Source organism: Stenotrophomonas sp. Steno-Z2, assembly GCF_056393235.1.
Window position 1 is genome coordinate 847705 of record NZ_JBWJOY010000002.1, and the last position, 13118, is coordinate 860822.

Consider the following 13118-nt stretch of genomic DNA (forward strand, 5'->3'; position numbering starts at 1 on the left):
TCAATACTGCTCGACGGTGCTTTTACGTGGTGGGTGCTGAGGGTTTCGAACCCCCGACCCTCTCCTTGTAAGGGAGACGCTCTACCACTGAGCTAAGCACCCCCGGTGAGCCGCTTAGTTTACAGCGTCCTTCAGGGCTTTACCAGCCTTGAACGCAGGATTTTTCGAAGCGGCAATCTTGATGGTGTCGCCGGTCTTCGGGTTGCGGCCGGTGCGCTCGGCGCGCTCGCGGACCTGGAAGGTGCCGAAGCCGACCAGCGTCACGGCGTCGCCCTTCTTCAGCGCCTTGGTGATCTCGGCGACGACGGCATCGACCGCACGGCCGGCTTCGGCCTTGGAGAGGTCAGCAGCAGCGGCAACGCCATCGATCAATTCGGTCTTGTTCATTATGTAAAACTCCCTATGCGGCAACCCGCGGAATAGATTGGGTTGGTCGTCGCCATCACTGCAGCGGCGGCAACCGTAAGATCCTGCAAACACGTCGCCCGCTCATCGAGCGGGCGCGTGAGTCGCACTTTTATACCAGCGCCCCCCTACCCGCGCAAGCCGAAAAGCCAATAACGGCGCGGGTTTCAAGGGGTTTTGCGTTCATCATCAGTGCTTGACGCGCGCCGCCGGAGCTGCCTTCGCCCGCCCCCGCACCGCCACGCGCTGGCCGTTCTTCCTGGCCTTCTTCGGCGCCAGCGGCGCCTCCAGCGCGATGTCCAGCACCTCGTCGATCCACTTCACCGGAATGATGTCCAGGTCGCGGGTCACGTTGGCCGGGATGTCGGCCAGGTCCTTGCGGTTCTCCTCGGGGATGATCACCGTGCGGATGCCGCCACGCAGCGCGGCGAGCAGCTTCTCCTTCAGGCCGCCGATCGCGGTGACGCGGCCGCGCAGGGTGATCTCGCCGGTCATGGCGACATCGGCCTTCACCGGCACCCGGGTCAGCGTGGACACCAGCGAGGTGACCATGGCGATGCCGGCGCTGGGGCCGTCCTTCGGCGTGGCGCCGTCGGGCACGTGCAGGTGCACGTCGTGCTTCTGCAGGAAGTCCACGTCGATGCCCAGCGTCTGCGCGCGTGCGCGCACCACCGACAGCGCCGCCGTCGCCGACTCCTTCATCACGTTGCCCAGCTGGCCGGTCAGCGTCACCGCACCCTTGCCCGGGATCAGCGTCGACTCGATCTGCAGGAGGTCGCCGCCGACTTCGGTCCAGGCCAGGCCGGTGACCAGGCCGACCTCGTTTTCCTCCTCGGCACGGCCGAAGTCGAAGCGGCGCACGCCCAGGTACCTGTCCAGGTTGGCCGCGTCGACCACCACCCGCGCCTTGGGCTTCTTTGCATTCTTCTTTGCCGCCTTCTTCGCCGGCTGCGGGCCGGCAAGCGCGATCTCCTTGACCACCTTGCGGCAGATCTTGGCGATCTCGCGCTCAAGGTTGCGCACGCCGGACTCGCGCGTGTAGTAGCGCACGATGTCGCGGATGGCGCCCTCCTCGATGGCCAGCTCCTCCGGCTGCAGGCCATTGGCCTTGAGCTGCTTGGGCACCAGGTAGCGCGTGGCGATGTTGAGCTTCTCGTCCTCGGTGTAGCCGGGGATGCGGATCACCTCCATGCGGTCCAGCAGCGGCCCGGGGATGTTGAGCGAGTTCGAGGTCGCCACGAACATCACTTCGCTCAGGTCCAGGTCCACTTCCAGGTAATGGTCGTTGAACGCGTTGTTCTGCTCGGGATCGAGCACTTCCAGCAGCGCCGACGACGGATCGCCGCGGAAGTCCATGGACATCTTGTCGATCTCGTCGAGCACGAACAGCGGGTTCTTGCTGCCGACCTTGTTGAGGTTCTGCACGATGCGGCCCGGCATCGAGCCGACGTAGGTGCGGCGATGGCCGCGGATCTCGGCCTCGTCGCGCACCCCGCCCAGGCTCATGCGCACGAACTTGCGGTTGGTGGCCTTGGCGATGGACTGGCCCAGCGAGGTCTTGCCCACGCCCGGCGGCCCGACCAGGCACAGGATCGGCCCCTTCATCTGCTTCACCCGCGACTGCACGGCGAGGTATTCGAGGATGCGTTCCTTGACCTTGTCCAGGCCGTAATGGTCGGCATCGAGCGTGTCCTGGGCGACCTTCAGGTCCTTGCGCACCTTGGTGCGCTTCTTCCACGGCACACCCAGCAGCCACTCCAGGTAGTTGCGCACGACCGCGGCCTCGGCCGACATCGGCGACATCTGCTTGAGCTTGTTGAGTTCGTTCTTCGCCTTGGCCTCGACCGCCTTGGGCATGCCGGCCTCGGCGATCTTGCGGGCAAGCTCGTCCAGCTCGCCCGGCGCGTCATCCAGGTCGCCCAGTTCCTTCTGGATCGCCTTCATCTGCTCGTTGAGGTAGTACTCGCGCTGGCTCTTCTCCATCTGCGACTTGACCCGGCCGCGGATGCGCTTTTCCAGCTGCTGCACGTCGATCTCGCCATCGACCAGGCCGACCAGCATTTCCAGCCGGTCGCCGACCTGCAGCGTTTCCAGCAGCTTCTGCTTGTCGGCCAGGCGCACGCCGATGTGGGCGGCGATGGTATCGGCCAGCCGCGACGGCTCCTCGATGCCATTGAGGGTCTGCAGCAGTTCCGGCGGCAGCTTGCGGTTGGTCTTGACGTACTGCTCGAACAGCGACATCAGCGAGCGCGCGATCGCCTCGATCTCGCGCGGCTCGCGCGACTCGTCCGATTCGAGCTCGGTGCCGGCCCCCTGCAGCGCGCCGTCCTGCTCGCGGATCTTCTCCACGGCCACGCGCGCCAGGCCCTCGACCAGCACCTTGATGGTGCCGTCGGGCAGCTTCAGCAGCTGCAGCACCTGCGCCAGCGTGCCGACGGCATACAGGTCGGCGGCAGTGGGGTCGTCGGTCTCGGCCGACTTCTGCGCGACCAGCAGGATGCGCTTGTCCGCTTCCATCGCCCGCTCCAGCGCCTGCATGGACTTGTCGCGCCCGACGAACAGCGGGATGACCATGTGCGGGAACACCACCACGTCGCGCAGCGGCAGGACCGGCAGGTCGAGGATTTCGGTTTGGGACTGGGCCATGGGGGGCTCCACTTGGATTCGGGGGTGGCCATGAAAAAGCCGATGGCCCCGTTATGGGGCCATCGGCGGGGTGATGCAAGTGGCGTCGGCGGAGGGGCCTGAACCGGGCTTCATGCAGCTCCGGCAGCGCACTCCAGGCTGCCTGTTCAGTCGCCTGAAGCGGCCTTGGCCGGCGGCGTCTGGTAGATCACGTAGGGCTCGGACTTGTGCTCGATGACCGATTCGTCGACCACCACCTTGCTCACGTTCTCCTGCGACGGCAGGTCGTACATGGTATCCAGCAGCACCGACTCGACGATGGTGCGCAGGCCGCGGGCGCCGGTCTTGCGCTTGAGCGCCTTCCTGGCGATGGCCGACAGCGCGTCGGGGCGGAACTCAAGCTCGACGTTCTCCATCTCGAACAGCTTTCTGAACTGCTTGGTGATGGCGTTCTTCGGCTCGGTCAGGATCTTGATCAGCGCCGCCTCGTCCAGCTCTTCCAGGGTCGCCACCACCGGCAGGCGGCCGACGAACTCGGGGATCAGGCCGAACTTGATCAGGTCCTCCGGCTCGACCTCGGCCAGCACCTTGCCCACTTCCTGCTTGCGCTCGCTGCTCTTGACCTTGGCGCCGAAGCCGATGCCGCCGGCGTCGCTGGAGCGCGCCTGGATCACCTTGTCCAGCCCGGCGAACGCGCCGCCGCAGATGAACAGGATGTTCTTGGTGTCCACCTGCAGGAATTCCTGCTGCGGATGCTTGCGCCCGCCCTGCGGCGGCACGCTGGCCACGGTGCCTTCGATCAGCTTCAGCAGGGCCTGCTGCACGCCTTCGCCGGACACGTCGCGGGTGATCGACGGGTTCTCGCTCTTGCGCGAGATCTTGTCGATCTCGTCGATGTAGACGATGCCCTGCTGCGCCTTCTCGACGTCGTAGTCGCACTTCTGCAGCAGCTTCTGGATGATGTTCTCCACGTCCTCGCCCACGTAGCCGGCTTCGGTCAGCGTGGTGGCGTCGGCCATGGTGAACGGCACGTTGAGCAGGCGCGCCAGCGTTTCGGCCAGCAGCGTCTTGCCCGAGCCGGTCGGGCCGACCAGCAGGATGTTGGACTTGGACAGCTCGACGTCGTCGCTCTTCTGACGGCTCTCGATGCGCTTGTAGTGGTTGTATACGGCCACCGCCAGCGTGCGCTTGGCGCGGTTCTGGCCGATCACGTACTGGTCCAGGACCTCGAGGATCTCGCGCGGCTTGGGCAGCGAACTGCGCGCCGACTGCGCCTTCTCCTCGAGTTCCTCGCGGATGATGTCGTTGCACAGCTCCACGCATTCATCGCAGATGAATACGCTCGGACCCGCGATCAGCTTGCGTACTTCATGCTGACTCTTGCCGCAGAACGAGCAGTAAAGAATCTTGCCGCTGTCTCCGGAACGACCTTGCCGGTCTTCGCTCATGCTTCGCTTACCCAGTTGCTCCCCCCATGAACAGGGGGTTCGATTTCGAGAATAGCACAGGGCCGGATGGACGCCAGTCCAGTTCCGACCCTGCAGAAAACGCCGTGTTTTCGGCTACTTGTACCGGTCACGCCGGCTGGATCGACTCGTCGGGACGACGCTCCAGGACCTGGTCCACCAGGCCATAGGCCTGCGCATCGGCGGCGCTCTTGAAGTTGTCGCGCTCGGTGTCGCGCGCGATGGTCTCCAGCGACTGGCCGGTGTGCTTGGCCAGCACCTCGTTCAGGCGCGCGCGCAGGGTCAGGATCTCGCGGGCGTGGATGTCGATGTCCGTGGCCTGGCCCTGGAAGCCGCCCAGCGGCTGGTGGATCATCACCCGCGAATTCGGCAGCGCGAAACGCTTGCCGGCCGCGCCCGACGCCAGCAGCAGCGCGCCCATCGAGGCGGCCTGGCCGACGCAGATGGTGCTCACGTCCGGCTTGATGTACTGCATGGTGTCGTAGATCGCCATGCCGGCGGTGACCACGCCGCCGGGCGAGTTGATGTAGATGCTGATGTCCTTTTCCGGATTTTCCGCTTCCAGGAACAGCAGCTGCGCCACCACCAGGTTGGCCATGTGGTCGTCGATCGGACCGACCAGGAAAATCAGGCGCTCCTTCAGCAGGCGCGAATAGATGTCGTAGGCGCGCTCGCCGCGGCTGGTCTGCTCGACCACCATCGGAACCAGGTTCAAGGCTTTGGTTCGGTTGTCCATTACGTGAGGCACCTGTCTTGTCGGGAGGAACAGCCCCGCGCGAAGGCGCGGGGCGGGTGGAGCGGCCGCCTTACGGGCGGATCGCTTCCTGGAACGACAGCGCCTGCTCGGTGTGCTGGGCACGCTCGGCGATCCAGTCGATGACCTGCTCTTCCATCACGCGGTTCTGCAGGCCCCCCATCAGTTGGGGATCGTTGCGGTACATCTCAATGACCTGTTCGGGCTCCTCGTAGGTCGAGGCGATCAGGCGCATGGTTTCGTTCAGGCGCTTCGGGTCCAGGCGCAGGTCGTTCCTGCGCGCCACTTCGCCGACCAGCAGGCCGACCAGCACGCGCTTGGAAGCGGCGTCCTTGAAGCCCTCGTGCGCGTCGGCCGGCACCTGGCCGGGATTGCCGCCCTGGCGGCGGATCGCGTCGATCTGCTGGGCCAGCATGGCGCGGGCTTCGTTCTCGACCAGGCGCGGCGGCAGCTCCACCGACGCGTAGGCGGCGATCAGCTGCTCGCCCACTTCGCGGCGCAGGCGGTTCATCAGCGCGCCCTTGAGCTCGCGCTCCAGGTTGGAACGGATGTCGGCGCGGAACTGCTCCAGCCCACCGTTCTTCACGCCGAAACTCTTGATGAAGGCGGCATCGACCTCGGGCACCACCGGCTCGGACACCTCGGTGGCCTTGACCGTGACCTTGACGTTCCTGCCAGCCAGCGCCGGCACGCGCCAGTCGGCCGGGAACTCGACGTCCAGCGTCTTCTCCTCGCCCTTGGCCAGGCCGACCAGGCCCTTCTCGATCTGCTCGAACATCATGCCCTGGCCGATGATGATGGTGCCCTGCTCGGCGCCTTCGGGCGGCAGGCGCTCGTCGCCGGCCTGCGACCAGGTTTCCAGCGCGACCAGGTCGCCTTCCTGCGCACCCCGCGCGACCGTCTTCCAGCTGCGGCGCTGCTGGCGCAGGTTCTCGATCATCTGGTCGATATCGGCATCGGTGACCTCGGCGGTGTGGCGCACCACGGTCAGCTTGGTCACGTCGATATCGCCGAAGTCCGGCACCAGTTCGACGGTGGCGACGAAATCGAATTCGCCGTCGCCGGCCTTGTCGATGCGCGGGTTGCCGGCGATGCGCAGCTCATGCTGGCGCAGCGCGGCGTCGAAGGTTTCGCGCAGCAGGCCGTCCATCGCTTCGGCGCGCACCTGCTGGCCGAAACGCTGCTCGACCACCTTGGCCGGCACCTTGCCCGGACGGAAGCCCTTGATGCGCACGGTGCGGGCGATCTCGCCGAGCCGGCCACTGATGTGGCTCTGCAGGCGCTCCTCCGGCAGGGAGAAGGTCAGGCGGCGTTCCAGGTTGCCGGTGGATTCGATCGAAGCTTGCATGTGGACTCCTGCCACCGGTGGCGCCCAGGCCGCCGGTACGATGTGGAAGATGAACGGTTCCGACGGACATGATTCCGCCGCAGCCCTGTAGTTTCGCCGATTCCGGCTGGCGCTTCCAGCCTGCCGCCGGACAGGTCCGCCCGGGAGACCATCCGGCCAACACACGGATGGTGCGAAAGGGGGGACTCGAACCCCCACGCCTTGCGGCACTGGAACCTAAATCCAGGGCGTCTACCAATTCCGCCACTTTCGCGTCCGGCCGGCATTGTTGCAGACCTGCGGACAAATAAGGAACCGCCGCCAGCCAGCCGGGCAGCCACCGGGCGCATCACGCCGCGGCCCGAGCTCCTCAGCAGGAAGGAGACAAAGAAAAGGGCACCCGCCGCAGCGGATGCCCTTGTCTGGTGGGCTGTCAAGGATTCGAACCTTGGACCTATTGATTAAGAGTCAACTGCTCTACCAACTGAGCTAACAGCCCTGAAACTTCGGTGCGCGCTGCTGCCTGCGACACCGGATGCCTGCCTTGGAATGCAGGCCCTCTCACTTTTGGAGAGGAAAACAGCCACCTGGTGTACCAGGTGGCTGTCCTTATTGGTGGGCCGTCAAGGATTCGAACCTTGGACCAATTGATTAAGAGTCAACTGCTCTACCAACTGAGCTAACGGCCCTGAAAATCAGGGTGCGAATGTTACCTGCGCCCTTCAGTTCTTTCAACCCCGGAATGCACATTCCGAAGCCTTTTGTTCAGTGGGGTGGCTGAGGGGATTCGAACCCCCGACCACTGGAATCACAATCCAGTACTCTAACCAACTGAGCTACAGCCACCACTGAAAACCAACAACCCACCGCTTGCGCCGATTGGCGCGCCCGACAGGAATCGAACCTGTAACCGCCGGCTTAGAAGGCCGGTGCTCTATCCAGTTGAGCTACGGGCGCTCTGACCGGATCGTCGCACTCCAATACGCGCTGGTCGCATCGGATGGTCGGGGTAGAGGGATTCGAACCCCCGACATCCTGCTCCCAAAGCAGGCGCGCTACCAGACTGCGCTATACCCCGGCGGTGAATCTCCCGAGGTTCCCCCCGAAAGGTCGGCTATTGTCGGAACTGTCGGGCGCTCTGTCAACGGCGGATTTCATCGCGACGGCGTTGGTTATGCTTCCGGCATTCCCGCCCCTCAAGGAGCCCCTCATGCGCAGCGGCAATCCCGCCCTTTCCGACTCCACCTTCCTCGACCTCGGCAGCGGCGCCGTGGTCTCGCGCGGCGCCGGGGCGATGACCCTCAACGGCACCGTCAACAAGACAGGCCTGCTGTTGCTGCTGGCCGTGCTGACCGCGGCCTTCGCCTGGAACCACACGCTGACCGACACCGGCGAGCTCGCCAGCGGCGCACGGCTGTACCTGTGGGGCGGCCTGATCGGCGGCTTCGTGCTGGCGATGGTCACCATCTTCAAGAAGACCTGGGCGCCGGTGAGCGCACCGCTCTACGCACTGGCCGAAGGCCTGTTCCTGGGCACGATCTCGGCGATCTATGAGGCGCGCTTCGAGGGCATCGTGTTCCAGGCGGTGCTGCTGACCTTCGGCACCCTGTTCGCCCTGCTGTTCGCCTACCGCAGCGGGCTCATCCGGGCGACCGAGAACTTCAAGCTCGGCGTGGTCGCGGCCACCGGCGGCATCGCGCTGGTCTATCTGGCGACCATCGTGCTGGGCTTCTTCAACATCAGCATCCCCTTCATCCACGAGTCCGGGCTGATCGGCATCGGCTTCAGCCTGTTCGTGGTGGTGATCGCCGCGCTGAACCTGGTGCTGGATTTCGATTTCATCGAAAGCGGCGTGGACGCCGGCGCGCCGAAGTACATGGAGTGGTACGGCGCGTTCGGGCTGATGGTGACCCTGGTGTGGCTGTACATCGAATTCCTGCGCCTGCTGTCCAAGCTGCAGTCGCGCAACTGATCGCTGCCGCCCCTTCCGCAGGGCGCACGTCGGTGCGCTCCTGCCGGGAACGACGACTGAACGAAGAAGGGCGCCACCGGCGCCCTTCTTCGTGTCGCTGCATGCTTCGCCGGGCCGCTTACAGGCGGCTGGCGATGGCCCTGGCGAAATCCATGGTGCCACCGGTGCCGCCCAGGTCGCCGGTCAGCGAATCCTTGGCTTCCATGGTGGCGACGATGGCCTTGCGCAGGCGCTCGGCGTTTTCCGGCTGGCCGACATGGTCCAGCATCTGCGCCGCGCCCAGCAGCAGCGCGCACGGGTTGGCGATGCCCTTGCCGGCGATGTCCGGCGCGGTGCCGTGCACGGCTTCGAAAATGGCCGCGCCCTCGCCGATGTTGGCCCCCGGGGCCAGGCCCAGGCCACCGACCAGGCCGGCGCACAGGTCGGAGATGATGTCGCCGAACAGGTTGGTGGTGACGATCACGTCGAACTGCTCCGGACGCATCACCAGCTGCATGCAGGCGTTGTCCACGATCATTTCCTGGAACTCGATTTCCGGATAGTTCGCGGCCACTTCGCGGGCGACGTTCAGGAACAGGCCCGAGGTCGACTTGATGATGTTGGCCTTGTGCACGGCGGTGACCTTCTTGCGGCCGGTGCTGCGGGCCAGTTCGAAGGCGTAGCGCACGATGCGCTCGGAACCCTTGCGGGTGATGCGGGTGCCGGAGAACGCGGTCTCGCCGTCGGCCGACACTTCCTGGCCTTCGGACAGGTAGGCGCCTTCGGTGTTCTCGCGCACGGTGATCAGGTCGACGTTCTCGTAGCGCGACTTGGTGTTCGGGAACGAGATGGCCGGGCGCACGTTGGCGTACAGGTCGAACTGGCGGCGCAGGGCGACGTTGATCGAGCTGAAGCCGCCGCCGACCGGCGTGGTCAGCGGGCTCTTCAGCGCCACCTTGTTCTTCTTGATCGATTCCAGCGTGCTGGCCGGGATCAGCTCACCGTGCTTTTCCAGCGCGGCCAGGCCGGCGTCGGCGAATTCGTAGGACAGCCCGGCGCCGAGCTTGTCCAGCACGAACAGGGTGGCGTCCATGATTTCCGGGCCGATGCCATCGCCGCGGATGACGGTGATTGTCTGCGTCATGATTTGGGTTCCGAACTGGGTGGGGGAGCGCGCCGGCCGGCTGCCCGGAATCAGGCGCATCCAAAAGTTTCAACTGTCAATTATGCCTGATCCGCCCGCCCCGCCCCAACTGGACCAAGGTCGCAGGTTCAGCCGTGGTCGTGCCCGGCCGGCGCCTGCGCGGCCCCGGACTCCAGCTGGTCCAGGAAGTCCACCGCGCGCCGCAGATGCGGGATCACGATCGAGCCGCCGACCACCAGGCCCACCGAGAAGGTCTCGAAGAACTCCTCGCGGCCGACCCCGGCGTCCTTGCACTGGGCCACGTGGTAGCTGATGCAATCGTCGCAGCGCAGCACCAGCGAGGCCACCAGGCCCAGCAGTTCCTTGGTCTTCACATCCAGCGCGCCGGCCTGGTAGGTCTGGGTGTCCAGGGCGAAGAAGCGCCGCACCACCTGGTTGGGCTCGGCCAGGATGCGCTGGTTCATGCGCTGGCGGAATTCGGTGAATTCGGCCACGCGGTCCCTGTCGCCGCCGCTCATGCGCCCTGCCCCGCCAGCAGCGGCTCGAGCTTGCCGGCGCGGTGCAGCGCCATCATGTCGTCGTAGCCGCCGACGTGGACGTCGCCGACGAAGATCTGCGGCACGCTGGTGCGGCGGGTCAGCGCCATCATCTTTTCGCGTTCGGCCGGGTCCAGGTCGATGCGCACCTCGTTCCAGGTGCGGCCCTTGCTCTTGAGGAAGTTCTTGGCCGCCACGCAGTAGGGGCAGACGGCGGTGGAATAGATGGTGATCTCGGGGGTCTGGCTGCTCACGGGAAACTCCGCGCGGTAAATGTTGTCCCTATATGGTAGCGGCGTGCCGGAACACACCGGCCAACGCTGGAACACTGCGGGTTAACCTGTGCTTCACACCCGGCCCCTGCTTCCCCGTCATCCTCCGCCCAGCCCCATCGGAGCCTCACGTTTGCGTACCCTGCTGCTCGCCACCGCCGTCGCCCTGGCCCTGGCCGCCCCCCTGTCCCGGGCACAGGACAGCAAGCTGCCCGACATCGGCTCGTCCGCCGGCGAACTGCTTACCCCGGCGCGGCAGGCCGAGTACGGCGGCATGATGCTGCGCGAGCTGCGCAACTACGGTTACCTGGTCGACGACCCGCTGGTCGACGACTGGCTGCAGGCCATGGGCACCCGGCTCGGCTCCAACAGCGCCCAGCCGCAGCAGAAGTTCACCTTCTTCATGCTCAAGGACCGGCAAATCAATGCCTTCGCCACCCTGGGCGGCTACATCGGCATGAACGCCGGTCTGGTGCTGACCGCCGAGCGCGAGGACGAGGTCGCGGCGGTGCTGTCGCACGAAATCTCGCACGTCACCCAGCAGCATGTGCTGCGCAGCGTCGAGAAGGCCCAGCGCGACCAGATCCCGATCCTGCTGGGCATGCTGGCGGCGGTGGTCGCCGCGCAGCAGGCCGGCGGCAACTCCTCCGGCGACGCCACCATGGCGGCGATCACCTCGGGCATGGGCCTGATGCAGCAGCTGCAGATCAACTTCACCCGCTCCAATGAGTCGGAGGCCGACCGTCTCGGCATCCGCACGCTGGCGCGCAGCGGCTACGACGTCGATGCGATGGCCGGCTTCTTCGAGCGCATGTCGGCGGCCATGCGCGGCAACGAGGGCGGCTATTCCACGCCGGACTTCCTGCGCACCCACCCGGTCACCGTCACCCGCATCAGCGAGGCCAAATCCCGCGCCGAGCAGATGAAGAAGGACACGGTGCTGCTGACCACGGCCACGCCCACCGGCGTTCGCCAGGAGCGGGTGAACCCGGCCGAACCCAGCACCGACCCGATCAAGGCCAGCGGCAACCCGCTGCTGCCTGGCTCGATGCAGTTGTCGCTGCCGTCGATCGGCCTGCCGCGGGGGCCCAGCGGCCAGTTCGACTGGGCGCGTGAGCGCCTGCGCGTGCTCAGCGCGCCCACCCCGTCCGAACTGGTGCGCGAATACCAGGACCTGCGCCGCAGCCAGAAGAACGGCCTCAGCGATCCGCAGCGCTATGGCGTGGCCATCGCCCAGCTGCGCGACGGCGGCAGCGCGGTCCAGCAGGCCCTGCAGGACCTGCAGCAGCTGCAGTCCGAACATCCCGACAACCTCTGGGTGAACCTGGCGCTGGGTGAGGCCGAGTCGCGCAACGGCCGCCACGCCGAGGCCAACCGCCGCTTCGACGCCCTGCTGCAGAAGCTGCCGCAGAGCCGCCCGGTGGCGCTGACCTACGCGCAGGTGCTCAACGAACAGGGCGGGGTGGAGGCCGGCAAACGCGCCCAGGCCATGCTGCGCCCGCTGCTGGCCCGCGCCGGCGACGACCCGGTGTTCCAGCGCACCTTCGCCCGCGCCTGCGAGCTGGCCGGCGACACCGTGCGCGCCAGCGAGGCCTACGCCGAGGCCGCCTACCTGAATGGACGCCCGGAGCAGGCCCTGCTCCAGTTCCAGGCACTGCTCAAGCAGCCGGACCTGGACTACATCAGCCGCTCCCGGGTCGATGCGCGGATCGAGGCGATCATGCCCACCGTGCTGGAAATGCGCCGGCTGGGCGTGCGCGACCCGGACATGGAACGGCGCTGAGGGCTTCCGTGGGACGGCGCGCCATTCTGCGAACCGCGTCGCGCCAGCCCGGCCCGCGCTGTCACAAACCTGTCATCAAACCGTAGTCTACTGGGCACATCCCGGTCCTGATGGGCTTTACGGCAGGCAAGACGTGCAGAAACGCATCCTCATCGTCGACGACGAACCGGCGATCCGCGACATGGTCGCCTTCGCCCTGCGCAAGGGCGAGTACGAGCCGGTGCATGCCGGCGACGCGCTGGAGGCACAGACCGCCATCGCCGACCGCGTGCCGGACATGATCCTGCTGGACTGGATGCTGCCCGGCACCAGCGGGCTGGAGCTGGCCCGGCGCTGGCGCAAGGAGGCGCTGACCCGCGACGTGCCGATCATCATGCTCACCGCGCGCGGCGAGGAAAACGACCGCGTCGGCGGGCTGGAAGCCGGCGTGGACGACTACGTGGTCAAGCCGTTCTCGGCGCGCGAACTGCTGGCGAGGATCCGCGCGGTGATGCGCCGCACACGCGACGACGACGAGGACGGCAGCGTCGCGATCGGCCCGATCCGCATCGACGGCGCCGCCCACCGCGTGTTCGCCGGCGACGCGCCGGTCTCGATCGGCCCCACCGAATACCGCCTGCTGCATTTCTTCATGACCCACCCCGAGCGCGTCTACACCCGCTCGCAGCTGCTGGACCACGTGTGGGGCGGCAGCGTGTACGTGGAGGAACGCACCATCGACGTGCACATCCGCCGCCTGCGCAAGACGCTGGAACCGTTCGGCGCGGAGAACATGGTGCAGACCGTGCGTGGCGCAGGCTACCGCTTCTCGGCCTCGGTCTGAGCGCCCGGGCCGCGGCCGGCCCCGGCGCTTCC

General features: G+C 66.4%; 11 protein-coding genes and 7 tRNA genes. 3 read left to right on the forward strand and 15 right to left on the reverse strand.

Annotated features, from left to right (window positions below; translation table 11 throughout):
- Nucleotides 1–27 precede the first annotated feature (27 nt).
- The 12 genes from AC06FP_RS08945 to AC06FP_RS09000 form a co-directional block, all read right to left on the reverse strand.
- Nucleotides 28–102 (reverse strand) — tRNA-Val (locus AC06FP_RS08945).
- Nucleotides 103–114: 12 nt separating this feature from the next.
- A complete protein-coding gene (locus tag AC06FP_RS08950; protein WP_054663508.1) occupies nucleotides 115–387 on the reverse strand; it encodes an HU family DNA-binding protein in 273 nt (90 codons plus the stop codon).
- Nucleotides 388–594: 207 nt separating this feature from the next.
- Nucleotides 595–3051 (reverse strand): endopeptidase La, encoded by a 2457-nt coding sequence (gene lon / locus AC06FP_RS08955; RefSeq protein WP_456118346.1) that lies wholly within the window; start codon nucleotides 3049–3051, stop codon nucleotides 595–597.
- Between the two features lie 146 nt (nucleotides 3052–3197).
- Nucleotides 3198–4478: an ATP-dependent Clp protease ATP-binding subunit ClpX gene (clpX, locus tag AC06FP_RS08960; RefSeq protein WP_456118345.1), complete on the reverse strand. Its 1281-nt coding sequence runs from the start codon at nucleotides 4476–4478 to the stop codon at nucleotides 3198–3200.
- A gap of 127 nt (nucleotides 4479–4605) precedes the next feature.
- On the reverse strand, nucleotides 4606–5232 hold the full coding sequence (gene clpP / locus AC06FP_RS08965; RefSeq protein WP_456118344.1) for an ATP-dependent Clp endopeptidase proteolytic subunit ClpP: 627 nt from the start codon (nucleotides 5230–5232) through the stop codon (nucleotides 4606–4608).
- 70 nt (nucleotides 5233–5302) lie between these two features.
- A complete protein-coding gene (gene tig, locus AC06FP_RS08970; protein WP_478075249.1) occupies nucleotides 5303–6598 on the reverse strand; it encodes a trigger factor in 1296 nt (431 codons plus the stop codon).
- Nucleotides 6599–6766: 168 nt separating this feature from the next.
- Nucleotides 6767–6851, reverse strand: a tRNA-Leu gene (locus AC06FP_RS08975).
- A gap of 149 nt (nucleotides 6852–7000) precedes the next feature.
- Nucleotides 7001–7076 (reverse strand) — tRNA-Lys (locus AC06FP_RS08980).
- Nucleotides 7077–7190: 114 nt separating this feature from the next.
- Nucleotides 7191–7266: transfer RNA gene (locus AC06FP_RS08985), tRNA-Lys, on the reverse strand.
- Between the two features lie 80 nt (nucleotides 7267–7346).
- Nucleotides 7347–7423: transfer RNA gene (locus AC06FP_RS08990), tRNA-His, on the reverse strand.
- 34 nt (nucleotides 7424–7457) lie between these two features.
- Nucleotides 7458–7534, reverse strand: a tRNA-Arg gene (locus AC06FP_RS08995).
- A 44-nt stretch (nucleotides 7535–7578) separates the two neighbouring features.
- Nucleotides 7579–7655 (reverse strand) — tRNA-Pro (locus tag AC06FP_RS09000).
- Between the two features lie 132 nt (nucleotides 7656–7787).
- On the opposite strand from AC06FP_RS09000, the gene AC06FP_RS09005 reads away from it, so the two are divergent.
- A complete protein-coding gene (locus AC06FP_RS09005) occupies nucleotides 7788–8549 on the forward strand; it encodes a Bax inhibitor-1/YccA family protein (protein ID WP_456118342.1) in 762 nt (253 codons plus the stop codon).
- A gap of 118 nt (nucleotides 8550–8667) precedes the next feature.
- Here the strand turns inward: AC06FP_RS09005 and AC06FP_RS09010 are convergent, their stop codons facing one another.
- The 3 genes from AC06FP_RS09010 to grxC all read right to left on the reverse strand — a co-directional run bounded on the left by AC06FP_RS09010 (nucleotide 8668) and on the right by grxC (nucleotide 10483).
- Nucleotides 8668–9672 (reverse strand): isocitrate dehydrogenase, encoded by a 1005-nt coding sequence (locus AC06FP_RS09010; protein ID WP_433853847.1) that lies wholly within the window; start codon nucleotides 9670–9672, stop codon nucleotides 8668–8670.
- A gap of 128 nt (nucleotides 9673–9800) precedes the next feature.
- A complete protein-coding gene (locus AC06FP_RS09015) occupies nucleotides 9801–10190 on the reverse strand; it encodes a carboxymuconolactone decarboxylase family protein (protein ID WP_478075250.1) in 390 nt (129 codons plus the stop codon).
- Nucleotides 10187–10483 (reverse strand): glutaredoxin 3, encoded by a 297-nt coding sequence (gene grxC / locus AC06FP_RS09020; protein WP_456119398.1) that lies wholly within the window; start codon nucleotides 10481–10483, stop codon nucleotides 10187–10189. The genes AC06FP_RS09015 and grxC overlap by 4 nt, the downstream gene beginning before the upstream one ends.
- 130 nt (nucleotides 10484–10613) lie before the next feature.
- Between grxC and AC06FP_RS09025 the strand changes: the two genes are divergently transcribed.
- A complete protein-coding gene (locus AC06FP_RS09025) occupies nucleotides 10614–12263 on the forward strand; it encodes a M48 family metalloprotease (protein ID WP_478075251.1) in 1650 nt (549 codons plus the stop codon).
- 133 nt (nucleotides 12264–12396) lie between these two features.
- Nucleotides 12397–13086, forward strand: coding sequence for a phosphate regulon transcriptional regulator PhoB (gene phoB, locus AC06FP_RS09030; protein ID WP_054663482.1), 690 nt, complete (start codon nucleotides 12397–12399; stop codon nucleotides 13084–13086).
- Nucleotides 13087–13118 lie beyond the last annotated feature (32 nt).